Source organism: Inquilinus sp. CAU 1745, assembly GCF_039839375.1.
Taxonomy (GTDB): Bacteria; Pseudomonadota; Alphaproteobacteria; order DSM-16000; family Inquilinaceae; genus JBDOQU01.
Map to the genome: position 1 here is coordinate 51799 of NZ_JBDOQU010000003.1, position 15600 is coordinate 67398.

Below are 15600 nucleotides of genomic sequence, written 5' to 3' on the forward strand. Positions count from 1 at the left end.
CGGGGAGAGGGCTTTCCAGTGGGGTGAGGGTCAGTCGGCGACGCGTACCACGAGCTTGCCGAAATTGCGTCCTTCGAGCAGGCCCATGAAGGCTGCCGGCGCGTTCTCCAGCCCGTCGACCATATCCTCACGCAGCTTCACCCGGCCAGACTCCACCCATTCGCCCATTTCCCGGCGGAAGGCGTCGAAGCGGTCGCCGTAATGGTCGAGGATGATGAAGCCCTGCATGCGGATGCGCTTCTGCAGCACCGTGGCCATCAGCCGGGGCAGCCGGTCCGGACCGGACGGTGGCGCGTCATCATTGTAGTGCGCGATGAACCCGCATACCGGCACGCGCGCGCCAATGTTGAGCAGCGGCAGCACCGCGTCGAAGACCGCGCCGCCGACATTCTCGAAATAGACATCGATGCCGTCCGGGCACGCGGCGGCCAGACGTTCCGCCAACTGGGGCTCGCGGCGGTCGATGCAGGCGTCGAAGGCAAGCTCCTCGACCGCATAGCGGCACTTGTCGACGCCGCCAGCTATGCCGATCACCCGCGCGCCCTTCAGCTTCGCGATCTGGCCGACCACCGAACCGACCGCGCCGGTGGCCGCGGCGACGACCACCGTCTCCCCCGGCTTCGGCTGGCCGATATCCAGCAGGCCGACATGGGCGGTGAATGCCGGCATGCCGAGCCCGCCCAGTGCCAGCGACGGACGCTCCATATCGCCAAGCGGGAGCAGATCCTGACCGTCCGACAGCGCGTAGTCCTGCCAGCCGGCGTTGCCGAGCACCAACTCGCCGGCCCGGAATCGCGGATGGCTGGAGGCGACGACGCAGTTGATCGTACCGCCCACCATGGGCTCGCCCACCGGCACCGACGGCGCGTAGCCGGGACCCACTTCGTCCATCAAATTGCGCATATAGGGGTCGAGCGAGAGGTAAAGCGTGCGCAGCAGCACCTGTCCATCGCCCGGAGTCGGAACGGGAGTTTCCTCGATACGGAAATCCTGCGGCGTCGGCGCGCCTTGCGGGCGGGCGGCGAGGACGATCCTGCGGTTGGGGGCGTCACTTTGCGGCAAGGTTCTCTCCTGTGGTATGTTGAAGAAATAGACCGGTCGTCTAGAAGCGGGATTGGATATGCCTTCCGCTCAGGCGTCTGGAGGCAGACCCAGCATTTGCCGCGTGTCGGCCATGGCCGCGTCCAGCGGCGCGCGGTCGCGGGCGATCTTGGCCAGCAGGCTGGCGCCGAGCCAGCGCTGATAGAGCGCCGCGGCCACCGCGCGGGCATCCTGCACCGTTGATAGAGAGCCGTCACTCCGGCCCGCTTCGATGCAACGCGCCAGGCGGTCGATCACGCGCTTGGTGCCGCGCTCCAGCGCCGTGCGCATACTCTCGGACAGATCGCAAACCTCAGCGCCCAGCTTGACGACGAAGCAGCGGCTCTGCGCCTCGTCTCCGGTCTGCGATTCGAGCCAATCATGGAAATAGCCGATCAGCCGCTGCGCCGCCGTTCCCGGCTGCGCCAGCAGAGCGTCCATTCTCGCCAGATTGTCGGTGAAATAGTCTTCAAGCACCGCTTCGCCAAAGGATTCCTTGGATTCGAAGTAGTGATAGAACGAGCCCTTCGGCACCTGCGCCGCCGCCAGGACCTCCGCCAGGCCGACCGCCGTGAAACCCTTGCTCAGCAGCAGCGGCTGGGCCACTTCGAGGATGTGCCGGCGGACATCGGTGAGGGCTGCGGTGGCGTTCATGGCGAGCATCTTAGAGCCGATTAGACCGGTCGTCTAGTGGGGCGCCGCATACTCGTCCGCTGAGCTGGCCGAACCCCCTCTCTCCCCGGAGGGGCGGGAGGGTGAGGGGCTAACCTCTACTCGCACACCTCGTAATCATCCCGGTGACGATCCACGGCCTCTTCGAGATAGGCGGTCAGTTCGGCGGCGCTGTATCCCAGCACCGTGTCGAACTGCTCCCGCCGGGCCTGGCAGTAGCCGCCGGTGGAGATGCGGGAGGCGACCATGCTCTCGCTGTTGGCCATCTCGGTCAGGTAGGTGTCGAATCGGCGCGCCCGATTGCCGCCAAGATGGCGGGCCAGCAGGGAGCCGATGGTGTTCTGTCCTTCCCGCAGCCTCTCCTGATGAGCGACGGTGAAGCTGGCGTAGCGGCTGAAGAGGGCGGGATCGCGGTAGGAGACGGGGCAGGTCAGGCCCGTCACCATCATTTCCGTCCTCAGCTTGGCGAGCTGGTCGGCCATCATCTCCGACCGGCTCACGCAGGTTCCCGGCGGATAGTTGGGTGAATAATCGACCAGTTCCGGAAAGATGCCGAATTCAGGCGGCGGCGGGGGGGGCGACGGCAGCTCGGCTGTCTGTTCGGTGGATTCGCAGGCCGCCAGCGCGAGGCTGAAGGCGAGGGCGGCAAGGCCGAGGCGCAGCGTCATGAACCGGTTTCTCCCCCATCGGATCGGACGTTGTGCCCTTATACAGAACACATAATGGAAAATGAACAGTTAATCGCAAAGCGATCTGGCAGAAAACTCTTTTAACATGCTGTTAAGAATAGGATTTCTGGCCAATATCGTTGCGTATACGGATCAATCAGCGTCCAGCTCCAGCGCTTCGGCCCCCAGCGCCGTCAGCCGCCATGCCTCGCCGTCGGCTTCGATCAGCCCCGCCTTGCCGGTTTCCCTGATCGTGGCACGGACGCGGTAGAGCGGCAGCCCCGCCGCTTCGGCCAGCGCCTCGGGCTCATGGGGCCGTTCGCCCAGCAGCCCCAGAACGGCCCTGGCCACCACGCTCAGCGTCCCGTCGGGATTGATGCAGGCCATAATGGCGGCCGTCAGTCCTTGATCTCGGTCCGGCAGAACCACCAGTCGACATAGTCGTAGCCGGCATCCTTGCGGGCGGCGGCGTCCTCCACCGTCCTCGGGGCGGGGACGATCACCTTGTCGCCCGGCTTCCAGTTGGCCGGCGTGGCGACCTTGTGCTTGTCCGTCACCAGCAACGCATCGACGACACGCAGCACCTCCTCCATGCTCCGCCCCGTGGTCAGCGGATAATAGATCATGGCGCGGACGATGCCCGCCGGATCGATGAAGAAGACGGCGCGGCTGGTCTCCGTCCCCGACTGGTCGGGCATCATCATGCCGTAGAGTTCGGCCACCTTACGGTCGCTGTCGGCGACGATCGGGAAGGGGATCTCGACCCCGAACTTCTCCTTGATCGTCTGGGTCCAGGCGATGTGGCTATAGATGCTGTCGATCGACAGCCCCAGAAGCTCCACCCCCCGTTCCCGAAGCGCCGGGGCGATGCGCGCGAATTCCACGAACTCCGTCGTGCAGACTGGCGTGAAATCGGCGGGGTGGGAGAAGAACACGAGCCAACGTCCGCGGAAATCCTCCAGCGACAGGCGGCCATGGGTCGTCTCCGCCTCGAAGACCGGGGCCGGCGCGCCCAGGCGCGGCAGGGCGGCGGGAGCCGGGGCAGTCGGCGTGGGGGCGATGGTGGTGTCCATCGGCGATCCTCCATCGTTAGGGGCTCGTCCGGTTCTACCCCAACGACCCCGGGCGCCGCCAGCGCTCTGGCGGGAAAGGAAGCGACCCGCTATCATCCGCGGGCGCTCCCCGGCGGCCCGAACCAAGCTATGAGAGAGGGCGAGCTCCCGTGCGGCGATTCCTGACCCTGGTCCTGTTCATGGCGGCGGCGATTGCGGCTTCAACCGGCCCGGCGGCGGCGCAGATCGACCTCATCCAGCGCAATGCGCTGATGGAGGCGGTGAAGCAGGACGATCTGGACGCGTTGCGCGCCGCCCTCATCCGCAACGCCAGCCCCAACGTCGTGGACGGAGAAGGGCGGACGCCGCTGATCCTCGCCGTCACCAATGGCAATCCGGGCATGGTCCGGGCGCTGGTGCAGGCCGGCGCCTTCGTCGATCAGGCCGACAGGCTGGGCGGCACGCCGCTCTTCCGGGCGGCGGCGGAAGGCGCGGCCGACATCGTATCCTTCCTGATCGAATCCGGGGCGTCGGTCGATCAAGAGGACCGCCAGGGCATGACCCCGCTGATGGCGGCGGCGCGCGGTGGCCACGCCGAGGCCGTGCGGCTACTGATCGAAGCGGGTGCGGATGTCGACCGGCTGGATTACACCGGCCGCAGCGCGCTGATGTGGGCGGAGGGCTCCCGGTCCCGCGAGGTGGCTGAAATCCTGCGCGGGGCCGGAGCGAGCTGATCGTCGGCGGTGGTCCTCAGACCACCAGATGCGCCGGCAGATTGACGCCGCCGACGCGCCAGGCCGGGGCATCGCCCTCCGCGCCGATCAGATCCAGCCGGGTCAGCGACACATGGTCGATGACGAAGGCCAGCGCCCGTTCGGGCTCCAGCGCCAGGGCCTGGGCCAGCGCCGCGCGGATCGTGCCGCCATGGGTCACGGCGACGATGTCGCGGCCGGCATGGTCGCGGGACAGCCGCTCCACGACCGCCGCCACCCGTTCGGCAAGGTCGACGAAGCTTTCCCCGTTGGGCGGCCGCGTCTCCGCCGGGCTCAGCCAGAAGGGGTGGCGCGCGCCCAGCGCCTGATAGATCTCGGCATGGGGCCGGTTCTGCCAGTCGCCGAAATTCTGCTCCATCAGGTCCGGCTCGACGATCGGCGGCTCGTCATGGCCGCCATCGCGCATCAAGGCCTCCGCCGTCCGCCGCGTCCGCTGAAGGGGCGTGGTGACCCAGATCGCGTCGCGCGGCAGGCGCGGGCCCAGCCCGGCATAGGGCCGGCCGTCGCTGATGTCGGCCTCGACATCCAGCTGGCCGTAAATATGGCCGCTGGGATTGATGACGGGGGCATGGCGGATCCACCACCAGCGGGTCGTCTTGGTCATCGGCAGGCCACCAGGGTCAGCAGGAAGAAGATCTCGGCCGCCTGTTGCGCGGCGCCGAGCACGTCGCCGGTATAGCCGCCGAGCTGTCGCCGGGCAATCCAGGCGACCCCGAAGGCCGCCGCCGCCGCCACGGCGATGGCCGCCAGGCCCGCGCCGATCCCGATCGCGACAACCGCCGCCAATATCGCGAGCCCCCCGGCGGTCAGGGCGATGCCGAGCGCCGGCCGGCCGGCCGTCGCGGCGATGCCGTCCCGGCGGGCCGGATCGAAATGGCGGGTCAGGAAGGGCAGCAGCGCGCGCGATGCGGCCCCGGACGCGACCAGTGCTGCGGCTGTCGCCGCCGGATCGCCGATGGCGGCGATCGCGCCGATCCGCGCCGCCAGCCCCAGCATCAGCGCGATCGCGCCATAGCTGCCGATCCGGCTGTCGCGCATGATCTCCAGCTTGCGGTTCCGGTCGCGCCCGCCGCCCAACCCGTCGGCCATGTCGGCCAGCCCGTCCTCATGCAGCGCGCCGGTCAGCAGCGCCTGGACGGCGACGGCAGCGATCGCCGCCAGCACGGGCGGCAGCCCGACGCCATGGGCGACAAAATAGACCGCCCCGCCGGCGAGGCCGGTTCCCGCCCCGACGATCGGAAAGGCGCGCTGGGCGCTGGCGTGCAGGCCGGGCGGCCATTCGCCCCGCCATCGCAGCGGCAGCCGGGTCAGAAAGATTGCGGCGGCGAGGATATCGCGGGCCCAGGAACGGAAGGCGCTGTCCATGGCGGCGGAAGATCGGCGGTTATGCCCGCCCCGTCCAGAGCTATCGTTTTGACGCGCGGGCCTTCGGCGTGGCAAAGACCTCGCCTGCCCTTCCCGTTCCCCAACCGATCGCGATCCGCCATGCCCGACGCCCGCCCGGCAATCACCTTCGACGAAATCCGCGATCTCGTGCGTAAGCTGCCGGGGCCGGACCTAGAGGCCGGCACCGCAGCCCGCCTTCGGGAAGGCCAGCTTACCAAGCCGGCAGGGTCGCTCGGCCGGCTGGAGGAGATCGCGTTCTGGATTTCCTCCTGGCAGGGCCGCCATCCGCCGGACATGCGCCATCCGCGCGTCGCCGTCTTCGCCGGCAATCATGGTGTCGCGAAGGCCCGGCCCGTCTCCGCCTATCCGGTGGAGGTGACGGCCCAGATGATGAAGAACTTCACCGATGGCGGCGCGGCGGTGAACCAGCTCTGTCGGATGGCCGACAGCGATTTGCGGGTCTATGAGCTGGACCTCGACACGCCGACGAACGATTTCACGGCCGGCCCGGCGATGAGCGAGCAGGGCTGCGCGCAGGCCATGGCCTACGGCATGATGGCGGTCGACCAGGGGCTGCACCTGCTCTGCCTGGGCGAGATGGGGATCGGCAACACGACCGCCGCTTCGGCACTCTGCACCGTGCTGTTCGGTGGGTCGGCGGCCGACTGGGTCGGCCCTGGCACCGGAATCGACCGGGATGGCATCGACCGCAAGATCGAAGCGATAGAGGACGCGATCGCCGCCAATAAGGAGGCGCTGACCGATCCGCTGCAGGTGCTGCGCTGCCTGGGCGGGTTGGAACTGGCGGCCATTGTCGGCGCGATCCTGGCGGCGCGCCTGGCGCGGACGCCGGTGCTGCTGGACGGTTTCGCCTGCACGGCGGCAGCGGCCGTCCTGTGGTCGATCGACCGGAAGGCGCTGGATCATTGCCTGGTCGCCCATGTCTCCGCCGAACCCGGCCATCGCCGCCTGCTCGACCGGCTGGGGCGGGAGGCGATCCTTGATCTCGGAATGCGTCTCGGCGAAGGCTCCGGCGCGGCGCTGGCGATCAACGTCGTGCGGGCGGCGGTGGAATGCCATGCCGGCATGGCGACCTTCGCGGATGCCGGGATCAGCGGCCCCGCCTGACCTGGGGCCGGACCTTGGCCGGCGGCAATCCGCCGCGGATTTGCCCATTGCTGTCGGCCGAAACCGCCTCCCGCATGGTCTTCCGATAGGGTAGGTCATCAAGGAGTGGTTCGCGACGATAAGGAAAGGTGAGAATGGAAGGGAAGGAGCGCCACGCGCCCTGGCTCCGCTCTACGGGCCGGGTCAGCCTGCGGACGCTGATCCTGATCCGCTGGGTCGCCATCGCGGGCCAGCTCGCCGCCGTCCTGGGCGTCGCCTTCGGGCTCGGCTACCCCCTGCCGCTCGGGCCGCTCCTGGCGGTCATCGGCGTGTCGGTCCTGCTGAACGTCGCCGCCACCCTGCAGGGGCGGACCAGGCTGCGGCTGGGCGACCGGGACGCCGCCCTCTATATCGCCTACGATCTGCTCCAGCTCACCGTCCTGTTGTCGCTGTCGGGCGGGCTGCTCAACCCCTTCTGCATGATGCTGCTCGCGCCGTTGACCGTATCGGCAACCATCCTGTCGCGGCGCAGCACGGTCGCGCTCACCGCGCTCACCCTGGTCTGCACGCTGGTGCTGGGGCTCTGGCACTACCCGTTGCCGGGCCCGGCCGGGGACATGAATCTGCCGGCGGTCTATGTCTTCGGCATCTGGCTGGCGATGAGCGTGTCGGCGGTCTTCGTCGCGGCCTATGTCCACCATGTGGCGGAGGAGGCGCGCCGGATGGGCGATGCGCTCGCCGCCAGCCAGATGGCGCTCGCCCGCGAACAGCGCGTGTCGGCGCTGGGGGCGCTGGCGGCCGCCGCGGCGCATGAGTTGGGCACGCCGCTCGGCACCATCGCGGTGGTGGCGAAGGAACTGTCACGCGATCTGCCGCGGGATAGCGCCCTCGCGGAGGATGTGACGCTGCTCATGAGCGAGAGCGAACGGTGCCGCCGCATCCTGGCAGACCTCGCCAGCCAGCCCGATATCGGCGGCGGCGATCCTTACGAGAAGCTGCCGCTCCCGGTGCTGGTCGAAACTGCGGCCCAGCCGCATCTGAGGCCGGAAATCATCCTCGATATCGACTCGGATGACGCCGGCGATCCGCCGGCGATCCGCCGGACGCCGGAGCTGCTCCACGGCCTCGGCAATTTGCTCCAGAACGCGCTCCAGTTCGCCAGGGCCGAGGTGACGGTCCGCACCGCCTGGTCGGCCGACCGGGTGACGCTGACGATCCGGGACGACGGACCGGGATTCCCGGCCGGACTCCTCGCCCGCATCGGGGAACCCTATATATCGGGAAGGGGCGAGGGCCGGGTCGCGCGATCGAATGACGGCGTGCATATGGGGCTCGGCATCTTCATCGCGACGACGCTTCTGGAGCATGCCGGCGCGACGCTGGACTTCTCCAACGGCCGGGACGGTGGCGCCAAGGTTGTCGTCTCCTGGCCGCGTGATATCCTTGAATGAGCAGCCCGGAAGGAGGGCTCTGACGACATGCAGTCCATGACAGCCGAAACCCCCAGGCCCCTGCCGGCGCGCAATGCCGGGAAAAGCCTCCTGATCCTCGACGATGACGCGCCCTTCCGGAACCGTCTCGCCAGGGCGATGGAGAAGCGGGGGTTCGAGGTCGTGGTCGCCGACACGATGGCCGTGGCGATCGATCTCGCCCGCCAGGTCGCGCCCGCCTTCGCGGTGCTGGACCTCCGGCTGGGCGACGGCAACGGGCTGGCGGTCGTGCCGGTCCTGCGGGAGGAACGGCCGAATTCCCGCATCGTCGTCCTGACCGGCTACGGCAACATCGCCAGCGCCGTTTCCGCCGTGAAGGCCGGCGCGGTCGACTATCTCTCCAAGCCGGCCGACGCCGACCAGGTGGAAGCCGCCCTGTTGGCGGATTCCGAAGACGCCCTGCCGCCGCCGCCGGACAACCCGATGTCCGCCGACCGGGTGCGGTGGGAGCATATCCAGCGCGTCTTCGAACAGTGCGACCGCAACGTTTCGGAAACGGCGCGCCGGCTGAAGATGCACCGCAGGACCCTCCAGCGCATCCTCAACAAGCACGCGCCCCGGGGCTGATCGAGGGGTGAAGTTTGCGGCTGAAAACGGCCGCCGAAAGGGCCGTTCTGGCGCTTGACAGGCCGGGTTCGCCGGAACATAGTGCGCGCCGCTTCGCCGGGGGCCATCAGGCTCCTTTCCCGACCGAAGCGTTCAGCGTGGGGCCGTAGCTCAGTTGGGAGAGCGCTAGAATCGCACTCTAGAGGTCGTCGGTTCGATCCCGATCGGCTCCACCATTTAAATCAAGACATGGAACCGCTATCGCTTATCTCAGGTAACCTGAGCGAGATCGGCGAGTTGTTCGAGGGCGCGAGCGATATTCCAGAGCCTGCTGCCTGTTGCAACAGGCACCATCGCAGGACAAGTTTGCGGTCCACTGCAACCGAGCGAAGTTTGGCGACAAATTGGACCACGAGTCCAGGAGCCCGCAACCCAACTCTGAGACGCGAGGATGGCTAATCCCTTGCCGACAGGCTTAAAAAGGAAAATCTCAGATCAGATCATCATCAGAAGAACCACGGAAATTCGCATGAATATCGAGTTGACTTGATTGGCATAAGTTGTATTTACACAAAATACAACTTAAAGCGCGGGAAATATTTTGCTCGAACCAATCACTAATCGTGTAGCTCTTGCGGGAGCCATACGCGACCTGCAGGAAAAATTTTCCGGGGCTCCGGATGCAGCGCGAGTCGGACGTCGGACTCGCTGGAATCTCCTCGATCGAGGAATTTGGGCGGATTTCTGGATAAACAAGCGTGACCAAAAATATTGGACAGAGTTTGGTGTCGGTCGCGGCGGTGATGACGACGACCGTATCGTCCAGATCAATGCTCCACTGGTAGGAAGTAACCCCAACCTTACGGGGTTAATCGCTAAAGAGGGTGGGGAGAGATGGCTATGCCACTGGGGCTTCCTTAAGGCAAAGCCCAAAAGCATCACGAATACAATGTTCGATGAGGTGTTCGATCTTGATCGAGAGCGCGAGACAGTTTGGTTCAACGGTGAAAAATCGAGAGACTTTTATCGCGTGGCTTGTCTTGATGCGCCCGAGTTTCTTGATGACTTGGATGATTTTGTCCGAGCCTGCTGGCGGGTGCGGGAGTATTGGAATGAACGTGAAACTGGCCGACGACCGCGCGCCACCAAACATTCCTTGTTCGACAGGAAACTGCCGCGCCGCTATTGCGTTCCGCCTCGCGACCCGCTGGAGGTCAATTCGCGCCACGATGCGGTAGTGACGGCCCTCGCCGATCAGCTATACGCTATGGGTTGCGATCCGTCTGACAAACGCATGTTGCGCCGAGGGCCCGACCTGTTCTTTGGGAGTGAAGAGTCCACGGTTGCACTGTTTGAAATTAAGACAACTGTATCTCCCTATAGTATATATACGGCAATTGGTCAGCTCTTTTTTTATTCCAAACTTCTCAATGCACCAAAAATGACCGTAATCGTTCTCCCTGATTATCCGTCTGATACTGATACCCAAGTGCTTCGCACACTCGAGATCAAGGTGCTGAGATATGATGATGATGGGAACAGGGTTGAATTCTTGGATGACGTGGCGGAACTGCTCGATCTCATTGGGCGAGATAGATAGCCAAGCCGTTCGGTCACCTTTCTCACGTCCATTCATGGCGCGCTGAAGCTCTGGCCACGTTAGCGCCGTTCGGTCGAGTTGAACGGCTTCCTCCTCGGTCATGAGGTCGGCTCTGGCCACTCATCCAAGGATTTAATGCAGGTGCCGCAGCTTGTCCGGATTGCGGACGACGTAGATGGCGGTGATCTTGCCGTCTTCGACTTCGAACGCGGTGGTCTGGAACTCGCCGTCGCTCTCGCGCGTGACGAAGCCCGGAAGACCGTTGACGGAGCTCATCCGAACGAGTTCGGAGCCGTGTTTCAGGAACAGCGCCGCCAGCGCCTTGTGGAACTTCATCACATCGTCGAAGCCCAGGACCGGCTGTTGAGCGGCCGAGCGTTTGCCCCCGCCGTCGGCATGCATGCTGACATCCGCCGCGAGCATTGAGCCCAGCGCGGTCATGTCGCCGCTGCGGGACGCATCGAAGAAGGCGCGGGCGAGCTCCAGGCCGCGCTCCTTCTCCAGCGTGTAGCGCGGGCGCGCCTCGCGAACGTGGCTGCGGGCGCGGGCGGCCAGCTGACGGCAGGCGGCGGCGTCGCGCCCGATCGTCTCCGCCACCTCCTCGAAATCGGCTCCGAACACATCGTGCAGCAGGAAGGCGGCGCGCTCCAGCGGCGAAAGGCGCTCCAGCGCGAGCATCAGAGGCAGGGTGACGTCTTCTTCCTCTTCCTCGTCGACGATCGGGTCGGGAAGCCAGGGGCCGATATAGGTCTCGCGCCGCCGCCGCGCCGATTTGAGCTGGTCGAGGCAAAGCCGGGTCACCGTGCGGCGCAGGAAGGCCTCGGGCTCGCGTATCTGGGCGCGGTCGGCCTTCATCCAGCGGATGAAGGCCTCCTGCACCGCATCCTCGGCGTCGGCGACCGAGCCGAGCATGCGGTAGGCGACGCGGGTGAGCGTGCGGCGCAGCGGATCGAAGCTCGCCGCCGCATCATCCAGCGCCGCTTCCATCAGGCCGCCGCCTTCACCGGATCGAGCCACAAATTGAAGCCGACGGCGAGGCGGTTCCATCCGTTGATGACGTTGATCATGAGCGTGAGCTTCACCTGCTCCTCCTCGGTGAACTGGGCCGCCAGCGCTTCGTGGGCGTCCTCGGCCGGATGATCCTCGGAAAGTCGCGTCAACGCCTCGGTCCAGCCGAGCGCGGCGCGCTCGCGCTCATTGTAACATGGCGCTTCCCGCCAGGCCGAGAGCAGGTAGATTCGCTGCTCCGTCTCGCCCTTCGCGCGGGCCTCGGCGGTGTGCATGTTGATGCAGTTGGCGCAGCCATTGATCTGGGAGGCGCGGATCTTCACCAGTTCGATGAGGCTCGGCTCAAGGCTGGCGGCGACGGCGACTGAGGTGCCCATCCAGCTTTTCATGAGCGCGGGGGCGGCGGCGAAAGGATCAAGCTTGGCGGTCATGGGTCCGATTCCTTTGGTTGGTTTCGGTAACATGACGAGGCAGCTCGGTCCCATGTGACATGCGGGCGAAAAAATTCATGCGCTCGATGCTTTATCCCGCGCACGCTCGTAGGCCGCTGTCAGATCGGCGAGGACGGACGAAGCATGCCGGCCGCCGGCGCCGCCGATCGGATCCTCGATGTGGATCAGGCGCAGCTCGTCCATGAACCGGTCCCACATCGGCGTTCCTCCCTCCTCAAGGAGTCGCGCCCGAATGCTGAGTTCTTCGCTGACGGGTAGATGCCGGCGCCCCCATGCGCCGATCATCGCGAAGACCGGGACCAGCTGGATCGCCGGCTCGGTGAGGCTGTAGATGGCTTTCTGGCTGTGGCTGGGGTCGTCCTGCCTGGACAATAGCCCGAGGACGACGAGCCGCTTGAGCCGCGCGGCGAGTATGTTCGAGGCGATCCTCTCCTCGGAATGCGTCAGAAGATCGCGGAAATGCCGGCGGTTGCCAAACATGATGTCGCGAATGACGACGAGGCTCCATCGGTCGCCCAGCACCTCCATCGTCAGATTGATCGGGCAGCCCGACCGTCGCTCGATATCCAAATGTGCGCACTCCCCCGAAAAAACCGGTTGCAATATAGGATTAGTTATGCGACATCACAACTGATTGTGAAATGCAATCGGTCATCGGAAAGGGATTTGCCATGTCCAAACTTCGAGTTGCCTGTTTCAGCCTGTCGCTCGACGGCTTCGGCGCCGGCCCTAACCAGAGCGTCGACAATCCGCTGGGCGAAGGCGGCGAGGCCCTGCACGAATGGTTCGTCCCGACCCGCACATTTCAGCGGGTGCACGGAAAGGAGGGCGGCACGACAGGCGTCGACGACGACTTCGCGGCGCGGCAGTTCGAGAATATCGGCGCGTGGATCATGGGCCGAAACATGTTCGGACCGGTTCGCGGATCCTGGCCCGATGAAAACTGGAAGGGATGGTGGGGAGACAATCCTCCCTACCACTGCCCCGTCTTCGTGCTGTCGCACCATGAACGCGCGCCGGTCACCATGGAGGGCGGTACGATCTTTCACTTCGTGACCGACGGCGTTGAAGCGGCGCTGGAGCGCGCGGTTCAAGCCGCCAACGGCAAGGATGTGCTGATCGGCGGAGGGGTGGCGACGATCCGGCAATATCTGCGCGCCGGGCTTGTCGACGAGATGCACTTTGCGATCTCACCGATTCTTCTCGGCTCCGGCGAACACCTTCTGACCGGTCTCGATCTGCCGTCGCTCGGTTACCGTGTGAGCGAACACGTCGCCACGGAACACGCCACCCATGTCGTGCTGACCAGGTAGGAAGGTTGGACGCTAAAGCCCGCTCGATTCGGGGCGGGCCGCGTCCGTGGCCTGCTCCTGCCCCATATAGATGTCCATCAGCTGCGCGTCGTCGCGGACATCGTCGGGCGTGCCGGCGAAGCGTTCCTCTCCGGCGGCGAGGATGTAGAGCCGGTCGGCGATCGGCAGGGCCTCGCGGATATTCTGCTCGACCATCACCACGCCGATATCCTGGGCGCTCAGGGCGCGGATGCGCTCCAGCGTCTCAGACACCAGGGCGGGGGAGAGGCCGGCGGACGGCTCGTCCAGCAGGATGAAGCGCGGTTCGGGCATCAGGGCGCGGGCGAGCGCCAGCATCATCTGCTCTCCGCCGCTGAGCGATCCGGCCGCGACGTTCGTCCGCCGCTTCAGCGAGGGGTACTCCTCCAGCAGGGCGTCGATCCGCCGGTCCATCCGGCGGCGGTCGGAGATCACGTAGCCGCCCATCTTCAGATTGTCGATCACCGTCAGCCGCGGGAACACCCCTCCGCCCTGGGGCATCATCACCAGCCCCTCCCGCGCCACCGCATGGACCGGCAGGTTGCCGATGTTCCGCCCGTCCAGATCGACCGTTCCCTGCCAGGCGGGCAGTGCGCCAGCGATGGCTTTCAGCAGGGTGGACTTGCCGCTGCCGTTCGGGCCGAAGACGCAGGTGACGGCGCCGCTGTCCGCGGTGAGCGAGACGCCGTGGACGATCTCCTGCCGGCCATAGCCGGTGACGATGCCGGTGGCGGAAAGGCGGCTCATGCGCGCCGCCCCAGATAGGCCTGCATCACCTCCGAATTCGCGGCGATCTCGTCGAAGCTGCCCGTGGTGACGACCTGTCCGGCATCCATGACGATGATGCGGTCGCAGACATTGCGGACCAGTTCCATGTCATGTTCGATCAAGGCGAAGGTCACCCCCTCGCCGCGCAGCCGGGCGACGGCGTCCAGGATGATCGTCCGGATATTGAGATGCACGCCGGCCGTCACCTCGTCCAGCAGGACCAGGCTCGCCTTGCGCATGACCGCCCGCCCGAACTCGACCAGCTTCTGCTGCCCGCCCGACAGGTCCGAAGCGCGGTGGTCGCGGACGTGGTCGATATGGAGCAGCCGCATCACCTCTTCGGCGCGGTCTCGCGCGCCGTCCCAGCAATCCTGCGCGGCGGCGGCCAGAAGATTGTCCATCACGGTCATGTTGTCGAACAGGGCCGGGATCTGAAAGGTGCGCGCCAGTCCGGCGCGGGCCACCCGATGGGCCTTCCAGCCGGCGATGTCCCGGCCTTCGAACAGGATCTGTCCGGAATCGGGGCGGATGCCGCCCGACACTAGGTTGAACAGGGTCGATTTCCCGCTGCCATTGGGCCCGATCAGGCCCAGCACCTCCCCGCGGCGGACCTCCAGGTCGACGCCGTCGGCGGCATGGATGCCGCCGAAGCTGCGCCGCAGGCCGCGCACGGCCAGGATCGCCTCTTCGCCAGTCACCGCCGGTCTCCCGGCCGGCGGAGCGCACGCCACAGGGCGTGGCCGGCATGCGGCGTTTCACGGCGAGCGAACAGACCGGCGAGACCGTTGGGCAGGAACAGCACGACCGCGATGATCGCGAGGCCCAGGATCGCGATATAGGCCGTCGTGTCTCCCCAGCTCATCCAGAAATAGCGGTTGATCATGAACAGCGCCGCCGCGCCCAGCGCCGGTCCACACAGGCTGCCCAGGCCGCCAAGCAGCACCATGACCACCATCTGGTCGGTGATATTGCCGCCCAGCACGCTGCGGGGGTCGATGAAGGTGACCCAATAGGCGAAGACGCTGCCGAACAGGGCCGCGAAGGCGGCGCTGAGGACGTAGGCCTGCAGCTTCACAATGGCGGTGTTGATGCCCATGGCCTCGGCCGCCGGCTCATGGTCGCGCAGCGCCTTGACCTTGAAGCCGAAGCGCGAGCGTTCGAACAGCAGCCAGGTGACGGCGTAGGTGACGGCCGCCGCAGCCAGCATGGCGTAATAGAAGAACCGCTCGTTGAGGAAGGGCGGCAGGCTCAGCCCGGCGACTCCGCCGGTGATCCGGGAGACCGATGCGAACTGCATCAGCATCTCCGCGAACGCCCAGGTCGCGATGGCGAAATAGGCGCCGCGCAGCCTGAGCGTCGGCCCGCCGATCACGGCGGCCACGGCCATGGCGGCCAGGATGCCGATGGGCACCGTCGCCGCGAAGGGCCAGCCGAACGCGCCGCCCATCAGGATGGCGCTGGCATAGGCGCCGATGCCGAAAAAGGCGGAATGGCCGAAATCGATATAGCCGGCATAGCCGCCGATCATGTTCCAGGAGCAGGCGAGGCCGGCCCACATGCACACGCCCGTGGCGATGCGCAGCCAGTAGGCGTCTATCATCAGGGGCAGTGCGAGGGCGGCCGCGAACAGGATCGCGAGAAACACCCGACCCAGCAGCGTCGGCATG

The 15600-nt window shown here is 66.2% G+C and carries 19 protein-coding genes and 1 tRNA gene; 7 read left to right on the top strand and 13 right to left on the bottom strand.

Annotated features, from left to right (window positions below; all coding sequences use genetic code 11):
* Window positions 1–30: 30 nt before the first annotated feature.
* The 5 genes from AAFN89_RS04775 to AAFN89_RS04795 all read right to left on the bottom strand — a co-directional run bounded on the left by AAFN89_RS04775 (window position 31) and on the right by AAFN89_RS04795 (window position 3493).
* Complete coding sequence (locus tag AAFN89_RS04775; RefSeq protein WP_347536467.1) at window positions 31–1062, bottom strand: NADP-dependent oxidoreductase; 1032 nt, start codon at window positions 1060–1062, stop codon at window positions 31–33.
* Window positions 1063–1131: 69 nt separating this feature from the next.
* Window positions 1132–1734: a TetR/AcrR family transcriptional regulator gene (locus AAFN89_RS04780; RefSeq protein WP_347536469.1), complete on the bottom strand. Its 603-nt coding sequence runs from the start codon at window positions 1732–1734 to the stop codon at window positions 1132–1134.
* A gap of 116 nt (window positions 1735–1850) precedes the next feature.
* The gene (locus AAFN89_RS04785) at window positions 1851–2420 is read right to left on the bottom strand and encodes a hypothetical protein (protein WP_347536471.1); all 570 of its coding nucleotides are present in this window, start codon (window positions 2418–2420) and stop codon (window positions 1851–1853) included.
* Window positions 2421–2573: 153 nt separating this feature from the next.
* A complete protein-coding gene (locus tag AAFN89_RS04790) occupies window positions 2574–2807 on the bottom strand; it encodes a hypothetical protein (RefSeq protein WP_347536473.1) in 234 nt (77 codons plus the stop codon).
* Between the two features lie 11 nt (window positions 2808–2818).
* Window positions 2819–3493 (bottom strand): peroxiredoxin, encoded by a 675-nt coding sequence (locus AAFN89_RS04795; RefSeq protein WP_347536475.1) that lies wholly within the window; start codon window positions 3491–3493, stop codon window positions 2819–2821.
* 149 nt (window positions 3494–3642) lie between these two features.
* Between AAFN89_RS04795 and AAFN89_RS04800 the strand changes: the two genes are divergently transcribed.
* Window positions 3643–4206 carry an ankyrin repeat domain-containing protein gene (locus tag AAFN89_RS04800; RefSeq protein ID WP_347536477.1) on the top strand — a complete coding sequence of 188 codons (564 nt, stop codon included), beginning with the start codon at window positions 3643–3645 and terminating at the stop codon, window positions 4204–4206.
* A 16-nt stretch (window positions 4207–4222) separates the two neighbouring features.
* Here AAFN89_RS04800 and AAFN89_RS04805 read toward each other — a convergent pair whose 3' ends face one another.
* The gene (locus AAFN89_RS04805; RefSeq protein WP_347536479.1) at window positions 4223–4849 is read right to left on the bottom strand and encodes a histidine phosphatase family protein; all 627 of its coding nucleotides are present in this window, start codon (window positions 4847–4849) and stop codon (window positions 4223–4225) included.
* Window positions 4846–5610, bottom strand: a complete 765-nt coding sequence (gene cobS, locus AAFN89_RS04810) for an adenosylcobinamide-GDP ribazoletransferase (RefSeq protein ID WP_347536481.1) — start codon at window positions 5608–5610, stop codon at window positions 4846–4848. The genes AAFN89_RS04805 and cobS overlap by 4 nt, the downstream gene beginning before the upstream one ends.
* Before the next feature lie 120 nt (window positions 5611–5730).
* Here cobS and cobT point away from each other — a divergent pair, with 120 nt between their 5' ends.
* The 5 genes from cobT (at window position 5731) to AAFN89_RS04835 (ending at window position 10374) form a co-directional block, all read left to right on the top strand.
* Window positions 5731–6759: a nicotinate-nucleotide--dimethylbenzimidazole phosphoribosyltransferase gene (gene cobT, locus AAFN89_RS04815; protein ID WP_347536483.1), complete on the top strand. Its 1029-nt coding sequence runs from the start codon at window positions 5731–5733 to the stop codon at window positions 6757–6759.
* Window positions 6760–6893: 134 nt separating this feature from the next.
* Complete coding sequence (locus AAFN89_RS04820; RefSeq protein ID WP_347536485.1) at window positions 6894–8189, top strand: ActS/PrrB/RegB family redox-sensitive histidine kinase; 1296 nt, start codon at window positions 6894–6896, stop codon at window positions 8187–8189.
* 36 nt (window positions 8190–8225) lie between these two features.
* Window positions 8226–8795 (top strand): ActR/PrrA/RegA family redox response regulator transcription factor, encoded by a 570-nt coding sequence (locus AAFN89_RS04825; RefSeq protein WP_347537033.1) that lies wholly within the window; start codon window positions 8226–8228, stop codon window positions 8793–8795.
* 139 nt (window positions 8796–8934) lie between these two features.
* Window positions 8935–9010, top strand: a tRNA-Ala gene (locus AAFN89_RS04830).
* Window positions 9011–9375: 365 nt separating this feature from the next.
* The gene (locus tag AAFN89_RS04835; protein ID WP_347536487.1) at window positions 9376–10374 is read left to right on the top strand and encodes a hypothetical protein; all 999 of its coding nucleotides are present in this window, start codon (window positions 9376–9378) and stop codon (window positions 10372–10374) included.
* A 132-nt stretch (window positions 10375–10506) separates the two neighbouring features.
* Here AAFN89_RS04835 and AAFN89_RS04840 read toward each other — a convergent pair whose 3' ends face one another.
* From AAFN89_RS04840 to AAFN89_RS04850, 3 genes are all read right to left on the bottom strand, one after another.
* Window positions 10507–11361, bottom strand: a complete 855-nt coding sequence (locus AAFN89_RS04840; RefSeq protein ID WP_347536489.1) for a sigma-70 family RNA polymerase sigma factor — start codon at window positions 11359–11361, stop codon at window positions 10507–10509.
* A complete protein-coding gene (locus AAFN89_RS04845; RefSeq protein WP_347536491.1) occupies window positions 11361–11813 on the bottom strand; it encodes a carboxymuconolactone decarboxylase family protein in 453 nt (150 codons plus the stop codon). Before AAFN89_RS04845 ends, AAFN89_RS04840 begins: the two co-directional genes overlap by 1 nt.
* A gap of 75 nt (window positions 11814–11888) precedes the next feature.
* Window positions 11889–12404, bottom strand: a complete 516-nt coding sequence (locus tag AAFN89_RS04850) for a helix-turn-helix domain-containing protein (protein WP_347536494.1) — start codon at window positions 12402–12404, stop codon at window positions 11889–11891.
* Between the two features lie 71 nt (window positions 12405–12475).
* Here AAFN89_RS04850 and AAFN89_RS04855 point away from each other — a divergent pair, with 71 nt between their 5' ends.
* Window positions 12476–13147: a dihydrofolate reductase family protein gene (locus AAFN89_RS04855; protein WP_347536496.1), complete on the top strand. Its 672-nt coding sequence runs from the start codon at window positions 12476–12478 to the stop codon at window positions 13145–13147.
* Window positions 13148–13159: 12 nt separating this feature from the next.
* Here AAFN89_RS04855 and AAFN89_RS04860 read toward each other — a convergent pair whose 3' ends face one another.
* Genes AAFN89_RS04860 through AAFN89_RS04870 form a run of 3 tightly spaced genes read right to left on the bottom strand, consistent with a single transcriptional unit; the run spans window position 13160 to window position 15599 of the window.
* Complete coding sequence (locus tag AAFN89_RS04860; RefSeq protein ID WP_347536498.1) at window positions 13160–13912, bottom strand: ABC transporter ATP-binding protein; 753 nt, start codon at window positions 13910–13912, stop codon at window positions 13160–13162.
* Entirely contained in the window at window positions 13909–14631 is a 723-nt protein-coding gene (locus AAFN89_RS04865) for an ABC transporter ATP-binding protein (protein ID WP_347536500.1), read from the bottom strand. Before AAFN89_RS04865 ends, AAFN89_RS04860 begins: the two co-directional genes overlap by 4 nt.
* Window positions 14628–15599 carry a branched-chain amino acid ABC transporter permease gene (locus tag AAFN89_RS04870; RefSeq protein WP_347536502.1) on the bottom strand — a complete coding sequence of 324 codons (972 nt, stop codon included), beginning with the start codon at window positions 15597–15599 and terminating at the stop codon, window positions 14628–14630. The genes AAFN89_RS04865 and AAFN89_RS04870 overlap by 4 nt, the downstream gene beginning before the upstream one ends.
* Window position 15600: the final 1 nt, after the last annotated feature.